At 70.7% G+C, this 24,926-nt stretch carries 24 protein-coding genes; 15 read left to right on the forward strand and 9 right to left on the reverse strand.

From position 1 onward, the window contains the following. Positions 1-11: 11 nt before the first annotated feature. Together LXM64_RS03225 and LXM64_RS03230 are read left to right on the forward strand one after the other, a co-directional pair. Positions 12-299 carry a glutaredoxin family protein gene (locus tag LXM64_RS03225; protein WP_419144848.1) on the forward strand — a complete coding sequence of 96 codons (288 nt, stop codon included), beginning with the start codon at positions 12-14 and terminating at the stop codon, positions 297-299. Further along, entirely contained in the window at positions 296-595 is a 300-nt protein-coding gene (locus tag LXM64_RS03230; RefSeq protein ID WP_137417928.1) for a Dabb family protein, read from the forward strand. The genes LXM64_RS03225 and LXM64_RS03230 overlap by 4 nt, the downstream gene beginning before the upstream one ends. Here LXM64_RS03230 and LXM64_RS03235 read toward each other — a convergent pair. The 6 genes from LXM64_RS03235 to aspS all read right to left on the reverse strand — a co-directional run bounded on the left by LXM64_RS03235 (position 544) and on the right by aspS (position 7,705). Then, positions 544-1,758 (reverse strand): mechanosensitive ion channel family protein, encoded by a 1,215-nt coding sequence (locus LXM64_RS03235; protein ID WP_234074595.1) that lies wholly within the window; start codon positions 1,756-1,758, stop codon positions 544-546. The genes LXM64_RS03230 and LXM64_RS03235 overlap by 52 nt on opposite strands. A gap of 287 nt (positions 1,759-2,045) precedes the next feature. Then, the gene (locus LXM64_RS03240) at positions 2,046-3,152 is read right to left on the reverse strand and encodes an ABC transporter ATP-binding protein (RefSeq protein ID WP_234074596.1); all 1,107 of its coding nucleotides are present in this window, start codon (positions 3,150-3,152) and stop codon (positions 2,046-2,048) included. Next, the gene (locus tag LXM64_RS03245) at positions 3,149-3,952 is read right to left on the reverse strand and encodes an ABC transporter permease (RefSeq protein WP_234074597.1); all 804 of its coding nucleotides are present in this window, start codon (positions 3,950-3,952) and stop codon (positions 3,149-3,151) included. The genes LXM64_RS03240 and LXM64_RS03245 overlap by 4 nt, the downstream gene beginning before the upstream one ends. Next, positions 3,949-4,881: an ABC transporter permease gene (locus LXM64_RS03250; protein ID WP_419144849.1), complete on the reverse strand. Its 933-nt coding sequence runs from the start codon at positions 4,879-4,881 to the stop codon at positions 3,949-3,951. The genes LXM64_RS03245 and LXM64_RS03250 overlap by 4 nt, the downstream gene beginning before the upstream one ends. Next, positions 4,878-6,014, reverse strand: coding sequence for an ABC transporter substrate-binding protein (locus tag LXM64_RS03255; RefSeq protein ID WP_234074598.1), 1,137 nt, complete (start codon positions 6,012-6,014; stop codon positions 4,878-4,880). Before LXM64_RS03255 ends, LXM64_RS03250 begins: the two co-directional genes overlap by 4 nt. A gap of 347 nt (positions 6,015-6,361) precedes the next feature. Then, entirely contained in the window at positions 6,362-7,705 is a 1,344-nt protein-coding gene (gene aspS / locus LXM64_RS03260) for an aspartate--tRNA(Asn) ligase (protein ID WP_234074599.1), read from the reverse strand. Between the two features lie 46 nt (positions 7,706-7,751). On the opposite strand from aspS, the gene LXM64_RS03265 reads away from it, so the two are divergent. The 7 genes from LXM64_RS03265 to ccsB all read left to right on the forward strand — a co-directional run bounded on the left by LXM64_RS03265 (position 7,752) and on the right by ccsB (position 13,861). Beyond that, positions 7,752-8,249: a DUF6264 family protein gene (locus LXM64_RS03265; RefSeq protein WP_234074600.1), complete on the forward strand. Its 498-nt coding sequence runs from the start codon at positions 7,752-7,754 to the stop codon at positions 8,247-8,249. A 114-nt stretch (positions 8,250-8,363) separates the two neighbouring features. After that, positions 8,364-9,044 (forward strand): DedA family protein, encoded by a 681-nt coding sequence (locus LXM64_RS03270; RefSeq protein WP_234074601.1) that lies wholly within the window; start codon positions 8,364-8,366, stop codon positions 9,042-9,044. Between the two features lie 56 nt (positions 9,045-9,100). Next, positions 9,101-9,730: a histidine phosphatase family protein gene (locus LXM64_RS03275; protein ID WP_234074602.1), complete on the forward strand. Its 630-nt coding sequence runs from the start codon at positions 9,101-9,103 to the stop codon at positions 9,728-9,730. Further along, on the forward strand, positions 9,727-10,335 hold the full coding sequence (locus LXM64_RS03280; protein ID WP_234074603.1) for a TlpA family protein disulfide reductase: 609 nt from the start codon (positions 9,727-9,729) through the stop codon (positions 10,333-10,335). Before LXM64_RS03275 ends, LXM64_RS03280 begins: the two co-directional genes overlap by 4 nt. Then, entirely contained in the window at positions 10,332-11,066 is a 735-nt protein-coding gene (locus tag LXM64_RS03285; protein ID WP_234074604.1) for a cytochrome c biogenesis CcdA family protein, read from the forward strand. The genes LXM64_RS03280 and LXM64_RS03285 overlap by 4 nt, the downstream gene beginning before the upstream one ends. After that, complete coding sequence (gene resB / locus LXM64_RS03290) at positions 11,047-12,846, forward strand: cytochrome c biogenesis protein ResB (protein ID WP_234074605.1); 1,800 nt, start codon at positions 11,047-11,049, stop codon at positions 12,844-12,846. Before LXM64_RS03285 ends, resB begins: the two co-directional genes overlap by 20 nt. A 4-nt stretch (positions 12,847-12,850) precedes the next feature. Further along, entirely contained in the window at positions 12,851-13,861 is a 1,011-nt protein-coding gene (gene ccsB / locus LXM64_RS03295; RefSeq protein ID WP_234074606.1) for a c-type cytochrome biogenesis protein CcsB, read from the forward strand. A 257-nt stretch (positions 13,862-14,118) separates the two neighbouring features. Here the strand turns inward: ccsB and LXM64_RS03300 are convergent, their stop codons facing one another. Continuing rightward, positions 14,119-16,122: a YhgE/Pip domain-containing protein gene (locus LXM64_RS03300; protein WP_234074607.1), complete on the reverse strand. Its 2,004-nt coding sequence runs from the start codon at positions 16,120-16,122 to the stop codon at positions 14,119-14,121. After that, a complete protein-coding gene (locus LXM64_RS03305) occupies positions 16,119-18,887 on the reverse strand; it encodes an efflux RND transporter permease subunit (protein ID WP_234074608.1) in 2,769 nt (922 codons plus the stop codon). The genes LXM64_RS03300 and LXM64_RS03305 overlap by 4 nt, the downstream gene beginning before the upstream one ends. A gap of 138 nt (positions 18,888-19,025) precedes the next feature. Between LXM64_RS03305 and LXM64_RS03310 the strand changes: the two genes are divergently transcribed. Continuing rightward, positions 19,026-19,649, forward strand: a complete 624-nt coding sequence (locus LXM64_RS03310) for a TetR/AcrR family transcriptional regulator (RefSeq protein ID WP_234074609.1) — start codon at positions 19,026-19,028, stop codon at positions 19,647-19,649. On the opposite strand, the gene LXM64_RS03315 is transcribed toward LXM64_RS03310, so the two are convergent. Then, a complete protein-coding gene (locus LXM64_RS03315) occupies positions 19,633-20,634 on the reverse strand; it encodes an o-succinylbenzoate synthase (RefSeq protein WP_234074610.1) in 1,002 nt (333 codons plus the stop codon). The genes LXM64_RS03310 and LXM64_RS03315 overlap by 17 nt on opposite strands. 34 nt (positions 20,635-20,668) lie before the next feature. On the opposite strand from LXM64_RS03315, the gene LXM64_RS03320 reads away from it, so the two are divergent. From LXM64_RS03320 to LXM64_RS03340, 5 genes are read left to right on the forward strand one after another with little or no spacing between them, the layout of a single operon-like run. After that, on the forward strand, positions 20,669-21,466 hold the full coding sequence (locus tag LXM64_RS03320) for an LLM class F420-dependent oxidoreductase (protein ID WP_234074611.1): 798 nt from the start codon (positions 20,669-20,671) through the stop codon (positions 21,464-21,466). A gap of 2 nt (positions 21,467-21,468) precedes the next feature. Further along, positions 21,469-22,371, forward strand: a complete 903-nt coding sequence (locus tag LXM64_RS03325) for a 1,4-dihydroxy-2-naphthoyl-CoA synthase (protein ID WP_234074612.1) — start codon at positions 21,469-21,471, stop codon at positions 22,369-22,371. Further along, positions 22,368-23,498 carry an AMP-binding protein gene (locus tag LXM64_RS03330; protein ID WP_234075526.1) on the forward strand — a complete coding sequence of 377 codons (1,131 nt, stop codon included), beginning with the start codon at positions 22,368-22,370 and terminating at the stop codon, positions 23,496-23,498. Before LXM64_RS03325 ends, LXM64_RS03330 begins: the two co-directional genes overlap by 4 nt. Positions 23,499-23,523: 25 nt before the next feature. After that, positions 23,524-24,483 (forward strand): 1,4-dihydroxy-2-naphthoate polyprenyltransferase, encoded by a 960-nt coding sequence (locus LXM64_RS03335; RefSeq protein WP_419144850.1) that lies wholly within the window; start codon positions 23,524-23,526, stop codon positions 24,481-24,483. Positions 24,484-24,496: 13 nt separating this feature from the next. After that, positions 24,497-24,922, forward strand: a complete 426-nt coding sequence (locus LXM64_RS03340; RefSeq protein ID WP_234075528.1) for a GNAT family N-acetyltransferase — start codon at positions 24,497-24,499, stop codon at positions 24,920-24,922. The last annotated feature ends 4 nt before the right edge of the window (positions 24,923-24,926 follow it).

Genomic DNA, 24,926 nt, shown 5'->3' on the forward strand with positions numbered 1-24,926 from the left:
CGATCTAGGATGTGAGCGTGAGAACCATCACGCTCATCGGCAAAGAAGGCTGCCACCTCTGCGACGTCGCGCGCGGGGTGATCGAGCATGTCCTGGCCGAACTCCCCGACGACGCGGCCGACCGCATCCAGCTCGAGGAGAGGTCCATCCTCGATGACGCGGCGTTGCACGAGCAGTGGGCTGAGAAGATCCCCGTCGTCATGATCGATGACGACCTGCACGCGTACTGGCGGGTGAACCCCGAGCGGCTGCGCGCCGCCGTCGAGGACGCCACCCGCCCCGAAGGAGCATCACTGTGACCATCCGCCACATCGTCGCCTGGAAGCTCGCCGCCACCGATGCCGATCAGCGCATCGAGCATGCCACGGGCATCACCACGCGCCTCCTCGCCCTGGACGGCGTCGTGCCCAGCATCCGCGCCATCTCCTCGGGTGCCGACGTCCTCGGCGGCGAGAACTGGGACGTGGCGATCGTCGCCGACTTCGACGACGTCGACGGCCTGCACGAGTACATCGAGCACCCCGCCCACCAAGAGGTCGTCACCTACGTGCGCTCGGTGGTCTCGTCGCGCGTCGCGGTGGACTTCGAGCTCTGAGCCTGTTCCTCCCCGCCTGAGACGACGGGGATCGCCTGCGTGAAGGTGTCGGCACGTGCCTCTGCCTCGGCGCTGCCGGTGAACAGTCCCGCATCCTGCGGCGTCGGCTCGTACGTCTGCGGAGCCGCACCGTCGGGCTCCGTCATGAGCACGCGCTGGACCGGCAGGGCGGCCGGCATGGCGGCCTGGGTCCAGGTGACCATCGCCTCCCGCACGAGGCAGCGGAGGTCGAACAGCGTCGGGGCGTCCCGTGCGGTGACCAGGATGCGCACGCGTACGTAGCCGCCGGTGGCCTCCGTCACCTGGAGGACGCTGGCGCGACCGTCCCAGAGGTCGGTGTGCGCGAGCACCTCGTCGAGGTGTTCCCGCATCCGCGCGGGGGAGACGCGCCAGTCCAGGTCGAGTTCGACGGCGCCGAGCAGCTCGGAGCCACGACGGGTCCAGTTCTGGAACGGCGTGGTCGTGAAGTACGTGCAGGGCAGCACCAGCCTGCGCTCGTCCCACAGATCCAGCACGACGTAGCTGAGGGTGATCTCGCCCACTCGGCCCCACTCGCCCTCGACGACGACCACGTCATCGACGCGCAGGGCGTCGCTGAAGACGATCTGCAGGCCGGCGAAGATGTTGGCCAGGACCGACTGCGCCGCGAGTCCGGCGACGATAGAGGCGATGCCCGCAGAGGCCAGCACACTCGCGCCCACCGCGCGGACGGCGGGGAAGGTGAGCAGCGCCGCGCCGATGGCGAGCACGACGATCAGCACGATCGCGAGGCGCTTCACGATGAGCGTCTGGGTGCGGATGCGGCGAGCGAGCCGGTTGTCGGGCACGTCGATGCGGTAGCGGCCCAGGGTGAGATCCGTGCCGAACGCGACGAGAGCACCCAACAGCCACGCCGTCGCGCCGATGACGAGGATCGTGAACGCCTGATCGAGCATCGGACGCCAGTCGCGGAGCGGGAAGGCCACCGTCACGGCGATCCACGTCGCGACGAGGAAGGCGAGCGTGCGAAACGGTGCACGCGCTCGGCGCACGAGTCCGTTCGGCCAGGACTTGCGTCGCCCGGTCAGTCGGGTGGAGACGGTCGCCGCGACCGTCACCAGGGCGGCGGCGACGAGGGCGATGGCCAGGATCAGGGCGAACTGCGCCCAGGGGTTGTCGAGCATGGTCCTCCTTCGGGTCCGACCACGCTACGTGCAGCGCCCGAACCGGCCGCTCGACTCGACAGCCGGTGCCGGCTCGGGTGATACTTCGTGCCCTCGGCGGGGTGCGTCAGGTGCCGGCATCCCCTCGGTGCGGCGGTCTCCCCATGCGGCCCGCCGCTGATGCCACACTTCTCCGCATCCGCCACAGAGGTTTCCTGTCGCGGATGCGGAGAAGTGTCGCGATTGCGCAACTGTGACGCAACTCGGGCAGGCGGGGGAGGCGGCCGAGCCAGGGGACGGCGGCGGGGTCAGTCGCGGGGACGCGTGGCGACCGGCACCGGATCGAGGGCGATCCGCACAGTATCGCCGTACTGCACGCGCTCACCGGCGTCGTGCTGCATGTTCAGCAGCGTGCCGTCCGCCGTGCGCACGACCGATCGTCGGAAGCTGCCCAGGAAGGTGCTCTCCTGCACGGTCGCGTCGATCCCCGGCGCATCGGATGCGGTGAAGCGCACGTTCTCGGGCCGCGCGAACACGTCGACCGGGCCCGCATCCACCGGCGACTGCAGCGGCAGGCGCTGACCCCAGACGTCGACGAACCCGCCGACGACGGTGCCCGGGACCAGGCTCGAGACGCCGACGAATGCCGCGACCTGGGCCGTGGCGGGCTTCAGATACAGATCCTCCGGCGTACCGATCTGCTCGATGCGGCCCGCGTTCATCACCGCGATGCGGTCGGATACCGCGAGAGCCTCCTCCTGGTCGTGCGTCACGAAAACGGTGGTGATTCCGAGGCGCAGCTGGATGCGGCGGATCTCGTCGCGCAGTTGCACGCGCACCTTCGCGTCGAGCGCCGAGAGCGGCTCATCGAGCAGCAGCACCCTGGGCTCGGTCACGAGCGCGCGCGCGAGCGCCACACGCTGCTGCTGGCCGCCCGACAGCTGGTGCGGGAACCGGTCGGCGAGGTGACCGAGGCCGACGAGGTCGAGCGCGTCTCCCGAGCGCCGAGCAGCCTCGGTCTTGCCGACGCCGCGACGCCGCAGGCCGAAGGCGGTGTTCTCGAGCACCCGCAGATGCGGGAAGAGCGAGTACGACTGGAACACCATGCCGATGTCGCGCTTGTTCGTGGGGACGCCCGAGACATCGTGCCCCGCGAGGAGGACGGCACCGTCGGTGGCACGTTCGAGGCCGGCGAGGACGCGCAGTGCGGTGGTCTTGCCGCATCCCGACGGGCCCAGCAGCGACACGAACTCGCCGGGGGCGATGTCGAGGTCGACGCCGTGCAGCACCCGCGTCGCGCCGTAGTCCTTCACGACGCCGCGGAACTGCACGCGGGTTCCCGAGCCGGCCTCCGCGAGCAGCATGTTGTCGGAGGTCGAGGGGAGCCCCCGCAGGGGGGTGTCTGCCGTGGTCATGAGTTCTTCCTTCCGGCGCCCAGGCGTCCGGCCCGGCCGATGATGAGCAGCAGCACGAACGCGAAGGCGAGTGCGAGCAGGGTGAAGATGGCGGCGGCCCACGCATCCTGTCGGTTGATGAGGACGAGCGCCGTCTGCAGCACCTGACGATTCAGCAGAGAGGCGATCGTGAACTCGCCGAGCACGACGGCGACCGAGATGAGCGATGCGGCGAGCAGCCCCTGTCGGAGATTGGGGACGATCACCCGCACGAGCACGCCGAACCAGCCCGCGCCGAGGGTGCGTGCGGCCTCCGACAGCGTCTTGATGTCGATCGCGTCGATCGAGGCCTGGATCGAGCGGTACGTGAACGGCAGCACGAGCACGCCGTACGCGAAGGCGAGCGTCCACGCACCGGTGCCGAGGCTCCGACCGATCTGCAGGTAGATCGGGGCGAGTCCGACGACGAGCACGATCGCGGGGATCGAGATCGGCAGCAGGGCCAGGAACTCGAAGCCGCGACGCAGCTGCGGGAACTTCAGGGCGACCAGCACCATCGTGGGCGTGAACAGGAAGAGCACGAGGGCGACCGTCACGGCCGCGAGGGAGAGCGAGTTGCCCAGCCCGGTCCAGATCGGGGCGTACTTCGCGGCGTTCGCGGGGTCGAAGACGGCCAGCCACCGCGCCGGGGTGAGAGCGTCGGTGCCGGGCAGCGGCGCGAGCGTGAAGAGGACCGTTGCGACGAACGGGACGGCGAAGACGGCGCCGACGACGATGCCGATGATCCAGCGGGTGAGGGGGGAGGGGGCGAAGGTCTTCACGCCTGCCACCTCGCTGCCCGACGCTGGATGAGCGCGTACACACCCATCACGACGGCGACGACCACGATCATGCCGAAGGCAAGGGCGCCGGCGAGGTTCTCGCGTCCGAGCAGCGTCTCGCTCGTGAGCGCCGTGCGGATCTGCAGCGGGACGATCTGCGAGCCCTGGCTCGCGAGCGCCGCCGCCGTCGCGTACGAGGAGAACGCGTTCGCGAACAGGAGCAGAAGGCTCGCGAGGAAGGACGGCGCGAGCACCGGGAAGCCGATGTGCAGCCAGAAGGTGCGCGGCGTGCCGCCGAGGGTCTGATGAGCCTCGGCCCACTGGGGCTTCAGAGCCGCGAGGGCCGGCATGAAGGTGATGATCATGAGCGGCACCTGGAACACGATGTATGCGGGGATGAGACCGGGAAGGGAGTAGATCCAGGCGCCGTCGGCGTACGGGTCGATGCCGAGAACGTTCTTCAGCAGCAGCGTGACGACCCCCTGCGTCCCGATGGCGGCCACCATGACGAAGGCGAGCATCACGCCGCCGAACTGCGCCAGGACGCCGGATGCTGCATCCACCGTGCTGCGGACGAAGCCGGTCTCGGGAAGCCCCAGCATCGCGTAGCAGACGACCGCACCCACGACCGCGCCCAGCAGCGCCGTGAGCAGCGACACCCAGGTCGAGTTCCAGAAGGTCATGAGGATGACCGGGTCGCCCAGCGCCGCGATGTTGTCGAGCGTGAACGCGCCGTGAGCGTCGAAGAGCCCGGACCCGACGGCGAGCACGGTCGGCAGGGCGAGGAAGAGGGCGATGTACGCCGCGAACGGAGCAAGGCCGAGCCAGGACAGGTCACGCCCAGCGCCCCGCCGCCGGGGAGCCTGGGGCTCCCTGGCGACGGGGCGCGCGTCCTGCGTGTCGCGGTCGGCCACGACGGATGCGGTCACGAGACGGCCGCGGCCCACTTCTCGCCGAGCAGGGTGCCGGCGTCGGTGCTCTGCTGCTCGGTCGGCACGACGGTCTTGTCGGGCGTCGCGGGCAGGGCTGCAGCCAGCTTCTCGTCGAGCGTTCCTGCGGCCTGCATGGCGTCCATGCGGGCCGGGCGGGCGCCGCCGGCGAGCCACAGGTTCTGCACCTCGTCGCTGTAGAGGAACTCCTGCCACAGGCGTGCCGCTGCCGGGTGCGGCGCGCTCTTGTTGATCGCCTGGTTGTAGTACCCGGCGTACCCGGTGCCGTCGAAGACGACGACCTTCCAGTTGGGGTTGCTCTGGGTGTGGGTCGCGTTGAGGTAGTCCCAGTCGAAGACCACCGGCGTCTCCCCGCTGGCCACGGTCGCGCTGGTCACGTCGAGCTTCAGCATGTTGCCGGCGTCGTTCAGCTTGCTGAAGAAGTCGATGCCGGGCTGGTAGTCGTCCAGCGTTCCGCCGGACTGCACCGTGGCCATGCCGACCGCGGCGAACGCCGCGCCCGCCTGCGTCGGGTCGCCGTTGATGGCGACCGCGCCGCGGTAGTCGTCGCCGAGCAGATCATCGAGGCTCTGGGGTGCGGGGAAGCGCGACGAGTCGTAGCCGACCGACATGTACCCGCCGTAGTCTCCGACGAACAGGCCGGTCGGCTCCTTGAGCGCGTCGGGGATGTCATCCCAGGTCTGCACCTTGTACGGAGCGAACGACGCCGTGTTCTGCAGGGCGACGGTGAGTCCCAGATCGAAGACGTCGGGGGCGGTGTCCAGGCCCTCGTTGGTCTTCGCGGCCTGGATCTCCTCGGCGCTGGAGATGTCGGGCGACTGCTCCTCGACGGAGATCTCCGGGTAGCGCTGGGTGAACAGGTCGATGATCTCGCCGTAGTTGGCCCAGTCTCGCGGCAGGGCGATGACGTTGAGCTTGCCCTCGGCCTTCGCCGCGGCCTCGAGGTCGGCGAAGGTGCCGAAGTCGGCGACGCTCGTGGCGGACTGGGCCTTCGAGGAGTCGTCGGAGGACGCCTCGGCGGTCCCCGCGCAGCCGGCGAGGGCGACGGCGGCGATCGCCGTCAGAGCGATCCCGGCGGCGGCGCGGCCGCGACGGGTGGAGCGGATGGTCATGCGGATTCCTCTCGGGTAGTTCGATGCGGCCGCGCGCGATGGGCGCGACACATCGGGACGAGAGGAAGTTATGAGGGGGCGGTGACGGGGGTCGGCAGCAGCGGTGAACGGGTCGTGTACGCAGCGTGGCGAGTGCGTTGGGCCCCTCCGGAGCGCCCGTCGTGTGGGCCCGCCGCATCCGCCGCATCCGCGTCCGGCCACCGCATCCGCGCCTGCCGCAACGCAAGAGCGCCACTTCTGCGCACCTGCCACAGGATCAACCTGTCGCGGCTGCGCAGAAGTGGCGCATCTGCTCACATGCGTCGCAACTCGGGCACCCGGGGAGGGGGCACGAGAGCGGCGACGGGTCAGGGGGCGAGGCGCGTGGGCCCGCGGAACAGGAAGGTCACCTCGCGGATCGAGTCCTGGCCGAGCATGAGCATCAGCACACGGGCGAGACCCATGCCGAAGCCGCCGTGGGGCGGGATGCCGTAGCGGAAGAAGTCGAGGTAGTGCTCGAGGCCCTCGAGCGACAGACCCTTCTCCAGCGCCTGCGCCTCGAGCACGTCGATGCGGTGCTCGCGCTGCGCGCCCGTCGTGATCTCGGTGCCGTTGAACAGCAGGTCGTAGCTGTTCGTGAGCCCGGTCTCGGCGTTGCGCATGTGGTAGAACGGCCGGATCTCGGGGTGGTAGTCCGTGATGAACACGAACTGGTGGTCGTACGTCTCACGCACATGCGCGGAGATCTGACGCTCGCCCTCGGGGTCGAGGTCGCCGTCGGTGCGAGGGATGTCGTAGCCGCGCGCCTTCACGATCTCGCGCGCTTCGGCGAGCGGGATGCGGGGGAACGGAAGCGTCGGCACGACGACGTCGATGTCGAAGAGCTCCTTGATCTCCTCGCCGTGCTTCTCCTTCACCGCGGTGAAGGCGGCCACGAGCAGCTCCTCCTGCATCGCGGCGACGTCCTCGTAGGAATCGATCCACGACAGCTCGGCGTCGACCGAGGTGAACTCGGTCGCGTGGCGGCTGGTGAAGCTGGGGTCGGCGCGGAAGACGTCGCCGATCTCGAACACCTTGCCGAAGCCGGCGGCCTGCGCCATCTGCTTGAAGTGCTGCGGGCTCTGCGCCAGGTACGCCGTCTGGTCGCCGAAGTACTCGAGGGCGAACAGCTCGGCGTTGCCCTCGGCGGGCGTCGACATGAGCTTGGGGGAGTGGATCTCGACGTAGTCGTGCTCGACCCAATAGGTGCGCATGGCGTGCTCGAGCGTCGTCTGAATGCGGAAGATCAGGTTGTTGCGGCGCTGGCGCAGGTCGATGAAGCGCCAGTCCATGCGCTTGTCGAGGCCGCTGTCGGAGGCGATGGGCGTCTCCGGCAGCGCGGCCGCCGCGATCTCCAGCGACGCGATCTTGATCTCGACGCCGCCGAGCTTGACGCGCTCGTCGTGCTTGAGCTCACCGGTCACCGTCAGGAACGTGCCGGTCGCGAGGTTCGAGATCGTCTCGGTCAGTGCGAGTGCCGCGGACTGCTCGGCCGTCGCGTCCTCGCCGAGCTCGCGAGTGGCGGGGTTCACGAGCTGCACCGCGCCGGTCTCATCGCGCAGGATGACGAACTGCACCTTCTTCTGATCGCGGACGGTCTCGACCCATCCGGACACCGAGACACCTCCCGCGGGAAGGGACTTCAGCTGCTTGACCAGAACGCGTTCACTCACGAGAGAGCAGTCTACGGGCCGTGCCCCGCGCCCGTACGATGGCCGCGTGAGCAGTGAGCGCCCCGGCGAGGAACCCGCGATCTTCCGGTTGCCGCCCGAGTCGTTCCGCGTCGGCTCCGACGAGGCACCGGCGGACGTCCGTCCGGAGCCGATCCCGCGCCGGGAACACCCCGCGCCACAGCCGCGGCGCGACACGGGGCGCACGACGCGGCGTCGGCGGCGGAAGGCGTGGGACATCGTCCTGACGATCGTGCTGCTGGCCGCGAACGCCGCCCTCTCGGCGGTCGCATCGGCGCTCGCTCTGCTGCTCGCCTCTTCCTCCGCCGGATGCGGCGCGGACGGCCGCGTGTGCCGCACGGAACTACTCCAGGGCGGGGTGTGGACCATGCTCACGGTGCCGTGGATCGTCTTCGTGCTGACCGCGTTCTTCGCCGTGTTGCTGCTCGTCGTGCGTCGCCGCGCCTTCTGGGTTCCGCTGGTGGGCACCGTCCTCGCCGCGCTGAGCTGGCTCGTGGGCGCCTTCCTGCTCTGGGCCGCCGTCTGACGCTTCGGTGATGAGGCCGCGGGCGGTTTCCCAGCCGCGGTTCACCGGGGATGGATACCGTGTGCGCGACGCACGACATCCTTCGCCCGATCACCGAGAGTCTCGAGGACCCCGATGACCCAGGTCGCTCTGCCTGTCCGCGCCTCGTCGAACGAGTCCTGGCTGAGCCAGCTGATGGACGCGCTGGTCGGACTGATGGAGTGGATCGGCCCCATCGGGGCCGGAATCGCGATCGCCCTGGAGAGCGTCTTCCCGCCGCTGCCGAGCGAGGCGATCCTGCCGATGGCGGGGGTCACCGCCAGCCGCGGCGGCTTCACGCTCGCCGAGGCGCTCCTGTGGACGACGGCGGGCTCCGTGGTGGGTGCGCTCGTGCTCTACGGCATCGGCGCCTGGCTCGGCATCGAGCGGTTGCGCCGGGTGGCGGCGAAGGTGCCGCTGGTGCATCCGGAAGACATCGACCGCACGGTCGCCTGGTTCCGCAAGCACGGCGGCAAGGCCGTGTTCTTCGGTCGGATGGTGCCGCTGTTCCGCAGCTTCATCTCGATCCCCGCGGGCGTGACCCGCATGCCGCTGTGGCGCTTCGTGCTGCTGACGGCCGCGGGAAGCCTGGTGTGGAACACGATCTTCGTGCTCGCCGGCTACTTCCTCGGCGAGTCGTGGCACATCGTCGAGCAGTATGCGGAGGTGTTCCAGGTGATCGTCATCGTCGGCGTCGCCGCGGGCATCGCGTGGTTCGTCGTCGCGCGGGTGCGGTCGCTGCTCGCCCACCGACGCCGCGTGGGTGCCCGCGACTGACCGCTACCAGCTGACGCTCAGTCTCTTCATATCCGGCATCCACGTAAAATCGGGGGGTGCCCGCCGAACGCCTCCACCTCGTGCGCCATGGCGAGGTCCACAATCCCGACCGTGTCCTCTACGGTCGCCTGCCCGAGTTCCGGCTGAGCGCGGCAGGCCGTCGGATGGCTCGCCAGGCCGCGGAGCACGTGCAGGCCGAGGAGCGTCCCGTCACCGCGCTGGTCTGCTCACCGTTGCAGCGCACGCGCGAGTCGGCCGAGCCGTTCACCGAGCTCTTCGGCTTCGAGCCGGTCGTCGAGCCCGACGTGATCGAGCCGTGGAACGTGTTCGAAGGCAAGCGGATGCGGCGCGCCCTGGCCAACCCCCTGAACTGGCGTCATGTGACGCGACCCTCCGTTCCGAGCTGGGGCGAGCCCTATGCCGAGGTCGTCGCGCGGATGCAGCGGGCCATGGCGAAGGCGTGGAACGCGGTTCCCGCGGGCGATGTCGTCATCGTCAGCCACCAGCTGCCGATCTGGGTGACCCACCTCGCGATCGCCGGACTCCCTCTGCGGCACGACCCGCGCGCCCGGCGCTGCGCGCTGTCGAGCGTGACGAGTTTCGAGGGCGGCCCGGGAGCCTGGCGCGAGATCGCCTACGCGGAGCCCGCATCCGCCGAGGGCGCCGTCGATGTAGGAGCAGTATGAGATTCCGTCCCCGCCGCCTCGCCGCAGCCCTGGTCGCCGGCGCGCTCGCGGTCACCCTCGCCGCCTGCTCGGCGAACGACTCCCTCGCCGACCAGTACCGGGAGGGCTCGAACAAGGGCTACATCGGTGCCGACGGTGTGCCGATCGTCGAGACCCCGCCGGCGGAGCGTTCGGATCCCATCGTGTTCACGGGGGTGAGTGACAGCGGTGAGACGGTGACGAACGAGGACTACGCCGGCCAGGTGCTCGTCGTGAACTTCTGGTACGCCGCGTGCGGTCCGTGCATCGTCGAGGCGCCGCGCCTGGAGAAGTCGTACGAGGACCTCCGGGGCGAGAACGTGTCGTTCCTCGGCATCAACACCTACGACCAGGCGCCCACCGCCGCATCCTTCGCCAAGGACAACGGCATCAGCTACCCCAGCCTGCTGGCGGTCGACGACAGCAAGCTCAAGCTGTCGTTCGCCTCCGCCACGCCACTCACGGCCACGCCGACGACCCTCGTGCTCGACAAGCAGGGCCGGGTCGCCGCGCGTATCGTCGGCGAGCTCGGCGACGCCTCGATCCTCACGACGCTCGTGCGCGACGCCCTCAAGGAGGGTTCGTGACCGGCATCGTCGCCGAAGGAGCGCTCTGGGTTGCGATCCCGGTGGCGCTCGCCGCGGGACTCGTGTCGTTCCTCTCTCCCTGCGTGCTCCCGCTCGTGCCCGGCTACCTCGGCTTCCTCGGCGGGGCGGCGGGCACCGCATCCGGTCGCAGAGGGCGCGTGCGCCTGCTGCTGAGCGTCCTGCTCTTCATCGCCGGCTTCACGGTGGTCTTCATGGCGATGACGGTGCTGGGCGGCTCGCTCGGTCGGTTCTTCCTGGAGTACTCCGACATCATCACGCGCGTGCTCGGTGCGGTCGTGATCATCATGGGGCTCATCTTCATCGGCCTGTTCGGCTTCGCGCAGCGCACCTTCAAACCCAACGTCCGCGGCAACCTGGGGCTCGTGGGCGCGCCGCTGCTCGGCCTCGCGCTCGGCATCGGATGGGCGCCGTGCATCGGCCCCACACTCGCGACGATCCTCGCGCTGTCGTGGAACATGGGCGACCCCGGCCGCGCCGCCGTGCTCGGACTCGCGTACTCGCTCGGGCTCGGCATCCCCTTCCTCCTGCTGGCGGCCGGCTTCGGCTGGGCGAGCAAGTCGGTGTCGTTCCTGCGCCGCCACATCCGTTCCATCAATATCTTCGGCGGCGTCCTGCTCATCGTTCTCGGTGTGCTGATGGTCACCGGCGTCTGGAGCTCACTCATGTCGCAGTTGCAGGGGGTGCTGGTCAATGTCCCGCTCCCCATCTGATCGAGCCGACGTCTCGGAGCCGCTCCGGCCCTCTGACCACGTCGACGGCCGCCCCGCTCCGTCGCGCGACGACGATGTGACCTCCCCGCGCCTCGGACCGATCGAGTGGCTGCGGTGGGGATGGCGGCAGCTGACGAGCATGCGCACCGCCCTCGTGCTGCTGCTGCTGCTGGCGATCGCGGCGGTGCCCGGCTCGATCTTCCCGCAGCGCTCGGCCGACCCGAACGGTGTCACGCAGTTCCGCGCCGACAACCCGGATCTCTTCCCGGTGCTCGACTGGTTCAAGCTGTTCGACGTCTACAGCTCGCCGTGGTTCTCGGCGATCTACATCCTGTTGTTCATCTCGCTCATCGGATGCGTCATCCCGCGCACGAGGCACCACTGGAAGGCGCTGCGCGCGCGTCCGCCGCGCACGCCCGCGCGCCTGTCTCGCCTCGACGACCATCGCGAGATCGTGGTGCGCCTGCCCGAGGGCACGGATGCCGCGGCCGCGGCGGAGGACGCCGTCGGCTCGGCCGCAGCCCAGCTGCGCACCGCCCGCTACCGCGTCGAGCGCTACGACGGCCGCGGTTCGCTGTCGGTGTCGGCCGAGCGCGGATACCTCCGCGAGACGGGCAACCTGCTCTTCCACATCGCCCTCGTGGGTGTGCTCATCGCGGTGGGCGTGGGCGGAGCGCTGACCTACACCGGTCAGCGGGCCATGGTGCAGGGCACGAGCTTCGTGAACGCCCTGACGGATTACTCGTCCTTCAACCCCGGACGCTTCGTCGACGCCGACCAGCTCTCGCCGTACTCGATCACCCTCAACAAGTTCGACGTGACCTACCAGCCCTCCGGCACCGCGGCGGCGGGACAGGCAGGCGACTTCGCGGCGCACGTGACCACGCAGTTGCCGGGCCAGGATCCGCAGGACGGCGAGGTGCGCGTCAACCACCCGCTCGACATCGCGGGGGACCGCGTGTACCTGATGGGCAACGGCTACGCGCCGATCGTCACGGTGCGCGACGCCGACGGCGACGTCGTGTTCCGCGACGCCGTGCCCTTCCTGCCCCAGAACAACAACATGACCTCGCTCGGCGTGGTCAAGATCGCCGACGGCATGCCGCAGCAGCTCGGTCTCGTCGGGTTCTTCTATCCGACGGCGCAGCCGCTGGACACCGGTGCCTACACCTCTGTCTACCCCGATCTGATCTATCCCGTGCTGAGTCTCGACGTCTACGAGGGCGACCTCGGCATCGACGACGGCACGCCCCGCTCGGTCTACACCCTGGATCCGACCGGGATGACGAAGCTCACCGGCATCGACACGGACAAGTCCTCGATCCAGCTGCTTCCGGGCCAGACGACCGATCTGCCGAACGGCCTCGGCACGATCACGTTCGAGAACGCCGCCGACCCGAGTCAGAACGAGGTGACCGACGGCACCCTGGACTCGGGCTCGCCGGGCGCCGACTACTCGCAGGCCGTGCCGAGGTTCGTGTCGCTCTCCATCCACCACGACGTCGGCGCACCCTGGGTGCTGCTGTTCGCGGTGATCGCGCTCGCCGCGCTGCTGCTGGCGCTGTTCGTGCCTCGCCGGCGGATGTGGGTGAAGGTCACGCCGCGCGATGGCGCGCTGCTCATCGAGTACGCGGGCCTCGCGCGCGGGGAGGATCCGCAGATCGCCGTCGCGGTCGACCAGCTCGCCGATCGGCACGGACGTGCCTTCGCCGAGGCCGCGGAGGGCGAGATCATCGACGCGAATCGGCCGACCGCCCACGCAGACCCGAAAGTAGACTGACCCCATGCCCGAACAGCTCTCGCTCGACGCGGTCTCGCTGCTCACCGTCTGGACGGCGGTCGCGATCTATGCGCTCGCGTTCATCGCGTACACGATCGACCTCGCCCGCCGCTCCGCCGACGCCGTCGACCGGCAGGACGCCCGCGTGCGCGAGCGCGAGCTCGTCGGCGCCGGCGGCGAGACGATCTCGCAGGTGCGCGCGAGCGAAGAGCGCGCCGCCGCATCCCTCGCGGCACGCGGACGCGACCGCTCGCGTCCGGTGTGGGCGCGCATCGGCACGTCGCTGACGTGGCTCGCGTTCCTCTTCCACGTGACCGGAGCGGTGCTGCGCGGCATCGCCGCCGAGCGGGTGCCGTGGTCGAACATGTACGAGTTCGCCCTGACGGGCACGGTGCTCATCGTCGCCGTGTACCTGGGCGTGCTGTTCCGCTACGACCTGCGCTTCCTGGGCGCGTTCATCACGGGACTCGTCGCCGTGCTGATGGGCTGGGCGACGCTGCTCCACGTCGACGTCGTTCCGCTCGCCGACCCGCTGAAGAGCGTCTGGCTCGTGGTGCATGTGTTCGTCGCCTCCCTGGCGACAGCTTTCTTCGCGCTCGCCTTCGCGCTCTCGGTGACCCAGCTGCTGCAGGCGCGACGTGAGCGCAAGGCGGCCGCCGCCGACGCGAAGACCGGCCCGCGGTTCCTGCGCATCCTCCCCGGTGCGGACGCGCTCGAGTCTCTCGCCTACCGGTTCGCGATCGTCGGTTTCATCTTCTGGACCTTCACCCTCATCGCCGGCTCCATCTGGGCCAACGACGCGTGGGGTCGCTACTGGGGCTTCGACACCAAAGAGGTGTGGACCTTCGTGATCTGGGTGCTCTACGCCGGCTACATCCACGCCCGCGCCACGCGCGGCTGGCGTGGCACGCGGTCGGCGTGGCTCTCGATCATCGGATTCAGCGCCGTGATGTTCAACTTCACGATCGTGAACCTCTTCTTCAAGGGTCTGCACGTCTACAGCGGCCTCAGCTGACCCGCATCCCGCACCAGCGTGCCCCGGCGCCTTCAGGCTGCCGGGGCACGCTGGTGTCTGCGCGCGGTCGGGCGGCCGCATCCGGTTCCGGCGTCCGGCCCATCCGTGCGTCGGAGAATCGGCCGAATGTCGGAGGATGCGGCGTCGATCCTCCGAGGGAGTGCGTTTCTCCGACCGGGGGCGCCGGCTGGTCCGGGCCACCGCGGCGCCGCCTGCGGGCCCGGCGACCCTGCCCCGACGCCCGCGCGCCCCGCGGGTCAGGCGAGGGCGGCGCGGGCCGAGACGGTGCGGCGACGGGAGACGACGATCGTGGTGGCCACGAGCGACAGCAGCAGCCACACGACGAGGGCGGTGACGCCGGCCGTCACCCCGCCGGCGCTCGTGAGCGCGCCGAGCATGGCGGCGTAGGCGGGCTGCACCGGCAGCACGGAGGCGATCGAGGTCAGCACGCCGGGGACCGTGGAGACGACTCCCGTGGCCACGACGAACGCGCCGATGATCGCTCCGATCCATCGGCCTGCACCGCCGAAGACGGCCACAAGAGCCTGGTTCACGCCGGCGAAGGCGACCCCGGCGACCACGCAGATCGCCGCGAAGATCGACCAGTCCGCCCAGTCGTAGCTCGCCGCCAACTGCACGACCCCGGCGACGAGCAGACCCTGCACGGCGCCGAGGACGGCTCCGGGGGCGAAGGCGCGCAGCGCGAGCGTCACCGAGGACCGGCGGCTCGTCAGCGCCCGTGCGGACACCGCCTGGAACGCCACGTACGATCCGAGACCGCCGAACCAGAGCACCAGGGCGGTGAGCAGCGGGATGGCCGCCGCGCCGAAGAGGTTCGAGCCGATGCCCTGCGCCGAGACGGGCTCGGCGACGACGGATGCGGTCTGCTGCGCCTGCTCGTCGGTGTACGTCGGGACCTGGTCCACGGCCGTGTCCAGCCCGGTCGCGAGCGAACCCGCGCCGCTCGAGAGCTGGGTCACGCCGTCGGCGAGCGACGTGGCGCCGGTGGATGCCTGGTCCGCTCCGCTCGCCAGGGCGCTCGCGCCGCCGGCGAGCTGTGAGACCCCGCTCGAGAGCTGGGCCGCGCCGGCCGCGAGCTGGTCGGCGCCGGTGGCGAGGCCGCCCGCGCCCGACTGCAGGTCGCGCGCGCCGGCGGCGGCTTGCGCGATGCCCGCGCTCGTGTCCGTCATCAGCTTGTCGATGCCGTCGGCCGTGCCCTGGCCGTAGCCGGCGGCGGTTCCCGCCGCCGTGCCGACGCCCGCGACGGTGCCGGGGGTCGGGTTCTCGGGGTCGCCGATCGTGGCGGCGAGCTCGGCGCACAGGGTCGCCGTGGGGCCGTACGTCACGAAGCACTCCTGGACCAGGCCGCCGAGCGTCGTGCCGAGCTTCTTCGTCTGCGTCAGCGCGCTGTTCGCGGCCGTCGTCGTGGCGGCGGCCGCGTTCTTGAGGTCCTGGTTCACCACGGCGCCGGATGCGGCGTCGAGACCGGCCTCGAGAGCGCCGGCACCGTCGGAGAGCTGGCGCGCACCGGATGCGAGCTGCTGCGCGCCGCCGGGCAGCGCGGCGGCTCCCGTGGCGGCCTGCGAGGCGCCGGAGGCGAGCTGGTCGGCGCCCGTGGCGAGCTGACCGACGCCGCTGGACAGCTCGGTCGCGCCCTGGGCGGCGCTCGCCGAACCGTCGGCCAGCTGTTGTGCACCGTTCGCCGCGTCGCCCAGCTGGTCGTGCAGCGTCGTGAAGCCCAGCAGCACGTTCGTCAGGTACTGCTTCGAGACGGCGCTGCCGAACACGGATGCGGCCGTCTGCGTGATCTGCGCGGTGATCGCCTGGTCGACCACGCGTCCGTCCGGCGCGCTCTCGACCGAGATCGTCGCCTGCTCCGGGGTCGAGCCGGGGGCGGTGGAGGTTGCGGCGGCTGAGAAGTTCTCGGGGATCGTGATGACCGCGCTGTAGGTGCCGTCGGCGAGGCCCGCCGCCGCATCCTCATCGTTGGAGATCGTCCAGTCGATGTTGCTCGGCACGTCCGACGAGCCCTCGACGAGTCCCGCGGTGAGCTGGCGTCCGAGCGGTGCGAGCTGCCCGTCGATCTCCACCGGCTTGTCGTCGTTCACGATCGCCGCCGACATGTTCTCGAGTCGTTCGACCGGGTTGTAGAGGGCGGCCACGAGGAGCCCGCCGATGACGACGGGCAGCAGCACGATCCCGAGGACCGTCAGCCAGGTGACGGGACGTCGGGCGTGGGAGCGTTCGATGGGGAAGGTCATGCGAGCACCTCCGCGGGAGCCGTGGGAAGGGTGACGGGTTCGCCGGTGCGGTACCCGGCGTCGGTGAGCAGCGTGCGTGCGGCGGCGATGTCGGATGCGGACCCCACGGCGGTGGCGATGAGCGTGAGCTGTCGCGCCGCGGCGTCGCGCAGCAGCGCCAGAGCCGTGTCGCGTTCGGTGTGGGGCAGTCGCTCGAGGCGGTCGATGCCGTCGACCACGACGACCGCGGGAGAGCCCGACAGTGCGTGTCGGAGGTCGTCGACGGGGTCGGATGCGGTGGCCAGCAGCGCCATCCCGGCGCGCGCCCGCACCCAAGCGCCGCGCTCGGGCAGCAGGTGGCCCGCGACCCGGAGACGTCCCTCGCTCGGGCTCAGCCGGCCCGCCAGGACGAGGGTCAGTGCGTGCGTCGCGGCGGGATCCTCCGCCGCGACCACGAGCGCCTCGCCGGGGTCGACGGTCGCGTCCACGGGACCGAACACGGGCCTCGCGTCGGTGCGCAGGGCGAGCCTGTCGGCGACGACGACGGCCGAGCCGGTGCTCGCCCAATCGCGCAGCGACAGCTCCCGTTCGACGGCCTCGCCCTCGATGTCGAAGTGCGGCAGGACGCGCTCCAGCCATTTCGGCATCCACCAGGCCTTGTCTCCGAGCAGCGCCATGACGGCGGGGACGAGCGTCATGCGCACGAGGAACGCGTCGATGGCGATTCCCGTCGCGAGCCCGAGGGCGATCGGTTTGAGGTTCGAATCGCCCTCGGGGACGAACGCCGCGAACACGGCGAACATGATGATGGCGGCGGCCGTCACCACGCGGGCGGACGCGGTGTAGCCGCTGCGCACGGCCTCCAGCGCGATCTCGCGCGCCGGGCGATGCGGGTTGTCGCGGCGGGCGTGCACGAAGTCCTCCCGCATCCGGGACACGAGGAACACCTCGTAGTCCATCGCGAGCCCGAACAGCACGCCCATCAGCACGATCGGCATGAAGCTGATGACGGGCCCGACACGCGCCACGTGCAGGAGGTCGGCGAACCAGCCCCACTCGAACACGGCCGCGACGACGCCGAACGACGCGGCGACCGAGAGCAGGTAGCCGAGCGCCGCCTTGACCGGCACCCAGATGGAGCGGAAGACGATCATCAGCAGGATGAGGGAGAGCCCGACGACGAAGATGCCGAAGGGCAGCAGCGCCGCCGACAGGCGGTCGGAGATGTCGATGGCCACGGCCGTGAAACCGGTGACCTGGAGATCGACGCCGTACTCGTCGAGCAGGCGGTCGTGCTGGGCGCGGAGCTCGCGCACGAGCTCGGCCGTGGCCGGGTCGTCGGGGGCGGTCTCCGGCACGATCTGCACGATGCCGGTGTCGGCCGCCTGGTTCGGGGTCGCGAGCGCGACCTCCTTCACGCCCGGGATGCGGGAGATCTCGTCGCCGAGGTCTTTCATGAGGGTGAGCGGGTCGGTCGAGGTCACGATCGTCCCGGTCATGATGAGCGGTCCGTTGGCGCCGGGACCGAAGTGCTCGCTCGTCAGGTCGTAGGCGACGCGGGCCGGGTCGCCCTTCGGCAGCTGACCGGCGTTGGGGAGGGCCAGCGCGAGGCTCGTCGCCGGGATCGCCGCCACGCCGAGCACCGCCACGACCGCGACGCTCGTCACGACGGGGTGGCGCGTCACCATGGCCACCCATCGCGCCGCGAAGCCGCGCCGGGCGGGAGCTGCCGCATCCGCAGCCTGGCGCCGGTCGCGCCTGCGCCAGCCGCGCACGCGCCCCTTCACGAAGCCGAGCATCGCGGGGGTCAGCGTGACCGCGACGAGCACGGCGATCGCGACGGCGACCGCCGCCGCGACACCCATCGTCGTCAGGAACGGGATGCCGGCGAAGCCGAGGCCGATGAGTGCGATGAGCACCGTCATCCCGGCGAAGAGCACGGCGGAGCCGGCCGTGCCGGTCGCGCGAGCCGCGGACTCCTCGGGGTCCGCGCCCTCACGGACCTGATCCTGATGTCGGGAGATGATGAACAGCGCGTAGTCGATGCCCACCGCGAGGCCGAGCATGAGTGCGAGCAGCGGCGTCGTCGAGGACACCGAGGCGAAAGCGGTGGCCACGAAGATGAGCGCCATCGACAGCCCGACCCCGAGGATCGCGGTCATGAGCGGGAGCCCCGCCACGACGAACGACCGGAACGTCACGATCAGCACGACGAGCGCGATCAGCAGGCCGACGAGTTCGGTCACGGTGACGCCGGGCAGCGAGACGGCGAACAGATCGCCGCCGAGCGCGACCTGTGATCCCGCGGGGAGCTCGGGCTCCAATGCGTCGACCGTGGACTGCAGATCGGTGCGCGTGGACTCCGGCACGTCGGTCACCTGACCGTCGAACTGCATGCGCACGATCGCCGCGGTGTCGTCGTCGGAGAGGCTGCCGGTGATCGACGCGTCGTAGGGATCGGTGACCGCGAGAACGCCGTCGAGCTTCTCGATCGTTGCGATCGTGTCCTCGATGCGCGTGCGGTAGTCGTCGTCCGTGATCTTCGTGCCGTCGGCGGCGACCACGACGAACTGCGCGTTCGTGCCACTGACCTGGGGGAAGGTGCGCGAGAGCTGTTCCAGACCCGCCTGCGACTCGGTGCCGGGGATGGAGAACTTGTTGTCCGTGCCCTGCGAGAACAGTGCGGCGCCGGCGCCGGCGAGGGCGAGCAGCAGCAGCCAGGCGATCAGGACGCGCCACGGTCGGCGGTACGACCAGCGGCCGAGCGAGTACAGGAGCGTGGACACCGGCGCCTCCGTGGGTCGAGGTGATCGGGCGGGTTCGATACGGGAGTGTATCCGATACAACTGTGTATCCTAGAGTCGCCTCCGTGGTGAACCTGGGCGATCGATGAAAGCCACATGGACGTGGTGGAAGGAGAGATCGTGACGCAACCTGCCGTGCCCCGAAGCCGGGAGAACACCCGCGCGCGGCTGCTCGCCGCCGCATCCGAGGTGTTCGCCGAGCTGGGCCTGGAAGGCGCATCCGTCGAAGCGATCTGCGAGCGCGCCGGCTTCACGCGCGGCGCTTTCTACTCCAACTTCGCCTCGAAGGAGGAGCTGCTGCTCGGGCTGATGCAGCAGGTCGCCGACCAGAAGTTGGAGCAGGTGACAGAGCGGGTGCGAGAGCTCGGCGAGGACACCTCGGTCGACCGCAGCGTCGCCGAGCTCGTCACGAGCGTCCTCGATGTCGGAACCGACGTGCCATCGGGTGTCGTGCTGATGAGCGAGATCCGCACGAACGCGATGCGCGACGAGCGGCTCGCCGGGGCCTACCTCGCCTGGGAGTCGGCCATGGCGGAGCGGGTCGCGGAGATCATCGGCGATATCGCGGGTGCCTACCGGCTGCGCCTGCGGATCCCCGCGATCGAGTTCGCACGCCTCATCCTCGACGTGTGGGACGCCACCTGCGCCTTCGCGGTGATCTCGGGCCTTGCGCCCCTGGCCGCCAAAGACCTGCTGACCCAGCGCACGGCGACGCTGGCGGCGGCGGTCACGGACGCGGAGTGAGCTCCGCGCCGCTGACGAGCCCGTAGCAGCGCTCGAGGCGCTCCTCCCACCAGACGCGGCGGGCGGACGGGGCGGCATAGCTGTCCAACAGGTCGGCGTCCGGCACCGCGCGCCGCACCTCGATCGCGCCGTCGGCGGCGCGCAGCGGCTCGGCGGTCACGTCGGCCGCCAGCAGCGACGCGGTGCCCAATCCGCAGTCGTAGTCCAGCGCGGGCAGCGCTGCCGCGAGGGCGAGCCCCATGCCGAGCCCCACCGAGGTGTCCAGGGCGCTCGAGACGACGGCGGGCAGCCCCGCATCCGCGACGATCCGCAGCGCCCGGCGCACACCGCCGAGCGGCGCCGCCTTGACGACCAGCAGATCGGCCGCCTGCTCCCGGGCGACGCGCAGCGGATCCACGGCCTTGCGCACGCTCTCGTCGGCGGCGATGTCGATGCCGGAACGGTGCACGCGCCAGCGGAGCTCGGCGAGCTCCGCCACGCTCGCGCACGGCTGTTCGGCGTACTCGAGGTCGTACTCGGCGAGTGCGCGCAGGGCGTGCTCCGCCTCGTCGACGTTCCACCCGCCGTTCGCGTCGATGCGGATGCGGCCGGCAGGGCCCATAGCGTCGCGCACCGCGGCGACGCGCGCGACGTCGTCGGCCAGGGTCTGCCCGGCCTCGGCGACCTTCACCTTCGCGGTGCGGCAGCCGTCGAAGTGACTGAGCACCTCCGCCACCGCGGATGCGGGAACGGCGGGGACGGTGGCGTTGACCGGGATGCGGGTGCGTACCGCATCCGGCTGCGGGTTCCAGGCGAAGTCGATCGCCGCGGCCAGCCACGTCGCCGCCTCGTCATCGTCGTACTCGGTGAAGGGGGAGAACTCCGCCCACCCGGCGGGTCCCTCGAACAGGAGCGCCTCGCGTACGTCGATGCCGCGGAAGCGCGTGCGCAGCGGAAGCGCGACGACATGGAGGTTCGAGCGGATGTCGGCCAGTGCGGGAGTCACCGCTCCATTGTGCGGGCGGTCGTAGGCTGACGGCATGCCTCTTCTCGATACTCCCGTCCGCCTCGGGCTCCAGCTCCAGCCGCAGCACGCCGCCTACTCCGACATCCGCGACGCCGTCGTGCGGTTCGAGGACATGGGCGTGGACATCCTGTTCAACTGGGACCACTTCTACCCGCTGCACGGCGACCCGGACGGCGCGCACTTCGAGTCCTGGACCATGCTCGCCGCGTGGGCGGAGCAGACCGAGCGCGTCGAGTTCGGCGCCCTCGTGAACTGCAACAGCTACCGCAACCCGGATCTGCAGGCGGACATGGCCCGCACGATCGACCACATCAGCGCCAAGGGCGGCGAGGGGCGATTCATCTTCGGCACGGGCTCGGGCTGGTTCCAGCGCGACTACGACGAGTACGGCTACGAGTTCGGCACCGCCGGCTCGCGGCTGAACGACCTCGCCGACGGCCTCGCGCGCGTGACGACGCGGTGGGGCAAGCTGAACCCGGCGCCGACCCGCCGCATCCCGATCCTCATCGGCGGCGCGGGCGAGCAGAAGACGCTACGTCTCGTCGCGCGTCACGCCGACATCTGGCACAGCTTCGTCGCGCCGGAGGACATCGCGCACAAGATCGGCGTGATCGAGAAGTGGGCCGAGACCGAGGGCCGCGACGTCTCGAACCTCATCATCTCGAACGAGCTCAAGGATCGCGACGAGGAGTACGCCGACGCGCTGTTCGCGGCGGGCGTGCGCACCTTCACGCTCGGGCTCAACGGCCCCGACTACGACCCGGAGATCGCTCGCCGCTGGCTGCGCTGGCGCGACGCGAAGAACGGCTGAGCATGACCGTCTCCGAACTGTTCGACCCGGCGGAGTGGGAACTCGCCCCGGGGGCGGATTCCTACACCGACATCACGGCGCACGTCTCGCGCGACGGCCGCATCGCGCGCGTCGCGTTCGACCGCCCCGAGGTGCGGAACGCCTTCCGCCCGCACACGGTGGACGAGCTGTACCGCGCGTTGGATGCGGCTCGCCAGAACCCTCGCATCGGGGTCGTGCTGCTCACGGGCAACGGCCCGAGCCCGAAGGACGGCGGCTGGGCCTTCTGCTCCGGCGGCGACCAGCGCATCCGCGGGCGCGACGGCTACAAGTACTCCGAGGACGAGACCACGGTCGCCGATCCGGCACGGGCCGGGCGCCTGCACATCCTCGAGGTCCAGCGCCTGATCCGGTTCATGCCGAAGGTCGTCATCGCCGTGATCCCCGGCTGGGCGGCCGGCGGCGGGCACTCGCTGCACATCGTCGCCGACCTGTCGATCGCCTCGGCCGAGCACGGCCGGTTCAAGCAGACGGATGCGGATGTGGGCTCCTTCGACGCGGGCTACGGCTCGGCGTACATGGCTCGTCAGGTCGGTCAGAAGATCGCGCGCGAGGTGTTCTTCCTGGCGGAGGAGTACTCGGCGCAGCGCGCCTACGAGATGGGCGCGGTCAACCGGGTGGTGCCGCACGCCGACCTCGAGCGCGAGGCCATCGCGATGGCACGCACGATCCTCACCAAGTCTCCGACGGCGATCCGGATGCTGAAGTTCGCCTTCAACGCGGTCGACGACGGGCTCGTGGGGCAGCAGGTCTTCGCCGGCGAGGCGACCCGCCTGGCCTACGGCACCGACGAGGCGGTCGAGGGGCGCGACGCGTTCCTGGAGAAGCGCGAGCCGGACTGGTCGCCCTACCCGTGGCACTACTGACCGCCCGGCCCCCGTCGGCGCCGGGCGCCCGCGGGGTGCTGGGGGCGGTGCGCGCGGCGCTCGACGGCGCCGGTCCCGCCGTCCACCTCGGCGGCGCAGCGCCGGTGCCGGTGCCGGCGGGGGTCGCGGCGGTCGTCACGACCTCGGGGTCGACCGGCTACCCCAAGGACGTGCTGCTCAGCCGCAGCGCCCTCATCGCGAGCGCGAGCTCCACCGCCGCGCGGATCGGGGAGGGCACGTGGTTGCTGGCGCTGCCCGCGACCTACGTGGCGGGGCTGCAGGTGCTCGTGCGCTCGCTGCTGGCGGGGCATGAACCGGCGATCCTCGAGGGTCGCTTCTCGGTGGAGGGCTTCGTCGCCGCCGCGCGGGGCATGGCCTCCGCCGCGCACGGCGCACGCACGCCGACCTACACCTCGCTCGTTCCGGCGCAGGTGAACCAGCTGGTCGCCGCGGCCGACGCGCCTGAGGTGCGTGCGGCCCTCGCCTCGTTCGAGGCGATCCTCGTCGGCGGACAGGCGCTTCCGGACGCCGTGCGCGAGCGCGCCGCATCCCTCGGGGCGCGCATCGTGCGCACCTACGGGGCGAGTGAGACCAGCGGCGGATGCGTGTACGACGGCGTTCCGCTGGACGGTGTGCGCGTGCGGATCGCGGACGGCGAGGTGCAGCTGTCGGGACCGATGCTCGCCGACGGGTACCGCGACGATCCCGAGCGCACGGCCGCAGCCTTCGTGCGCGACGACGCGGGGCAGCGCTGGTACCGCACGGGTGACGCCGGTTCGTTCGAGGACAGACGCCTGCGGGTCGCCGGCCGTCTCGACAACGTGATCGTCTCCGGCGGGGTCAACGTGTCGCTCGACCGGGTCGAGCGCGTCGTGCGGGGACTCCCCGGATTCGCGGACGCGGTCGTGGTGGGCGCGGCGCACGAGCGGTGGGGTGAGACACCCGTCGTCGTCGTGCCGGGAGCGGATGCAGCCGCATCCGCGCGTCTGGACGAGGTGCGCGTGGCGGTCGGCGCCGACCTCGGAGCGCCGGCGCGACCCGATCGCATCGAGGTGGTTGCGAGCATCCCGCTGCTGGCCAGCGGCAAGCCGGACCGCCGGGCGCTGCGTGCGCTCATCGAGCGCTGAGGTCGCCGCAATAGGATTGTTGCTCGTGGCCAGTAAGACCAGGAAGAAGCGACCCGGCGTCTCGGGCAACCCCCAGAAGGCACGCGCGCAGGTCGGTCCGCGTCCGGTGCGGCGCGCAGGCGCGGGGGATTGGATCGAGGGCGCGAGGCTCCGCACACTCCCGCTCGCCGTCTCCCCGGTGCTGCTGGGCACGGGTGCGGCGCTCGTGATCGACAACGCCCTGCACTGGCTGCTCGCGCTCGGCTGCCTGGCTGTCGCCGTCCTCCTGCAGATCGGCGTGAACTTCGCCAACGACTACAGTGACGGCGTCCGCGGCACGGACGACTTCCGCGTCGGACCCGCGCGTCTGACGGGCGCCGGCAAGGCGAAGCCGCGCACGGTGCTGATCGTGGCGCTGACCTTCTTCGCCCTGGCCGCGCTGGCAGGCCTCGCGCTCACCATCCGCACGCAGCAGTGGTGGTTCCTGGCCGTGGGTGCCGTCTGCATCATCGGGGCGTGGTTCTACACCGGCGGCAAGCGGCCCTACGGCTACGCGGGGCTCGGCGAGGTCGTCGTCTTCGTGTTCTTCGGGCTCGTCGCGACCCTCGGCACGACCTGGGTGCAGGTGCAGGCGCTGCCGCAGGAGGCCTGGTTCGGCGCGGTCGCCGCGGGTCTGTTCGCCTGCGCCGTGCTGCTGGCCAACAACCTGCGCGACATCGAGCCCGACAAGAAGGCGGGCAAGAAGACACTGAGCGTGCGGATCGGCAAGCGGGCGACGCAGGTGCTGTTCACCGTGATCGTGCTCGTGCCCTTCGCGATCTCGATCTTCCTGGCGCTGTTCTACCCGCCGGCATGGCTCACGCTGCTCGTGCTGCTGCTGGTGCTTCCCGCGGTGCTGATCGTGTGGACGTATCGCGAGCCGAAGGAGCTGGTGGTCGCGCTGAGTCTCACCTCGCTCGGCTCGCTGGCCTACGCGGCGCTGGTCTTCTGGGCTCTCCACGGCTGAGCGGCGGACGGTGATGGTCCTCGTCGCGGACACCGACCCGGCTCGGCTCGACCGCGCCTGGATCTGGCGGATGCTCTCGAGCGAGGTGTACTGGCATCGGTGGCGCTCACGGGAGCAGATCGAGCAGCAGATCGACGGAGCCTGGCGTGTGGTGGGCGTGTACGACGACGTCACCGGCTCGCAGGTGGGCTTCGCGCGCGCGGTGTCGGACGGCGTCAACGACGCCTATCTCGCCGACGTCGTGGTGGACCCCTCCGTGCGCGGGGCCGGCGCCGGCAAGCTCCTCGTGCGCACCATGATCGACGAAGGTCCCGGTGCCGAGTTCCGCTGGACGCTGTTCACCGGCGACGCGCACGGCCTGTACCGGCAGTTCGGTTTCGACACCCCCGACGCGACGGCGATGGTCCGCCCCGGCTCGCGGCGGGTGCGCGAGGGCTGAGGAC

This window comes from Microbacterium binotii (assembly GCF_021398715.1).
Taxonomy (GTDB): domain Bacteria; phylum Actinomycetota; class Actinomycetes; order Actinomycetales; family Microbacteriaceae; genus Microbacterium; species Microbacterium binotii_A.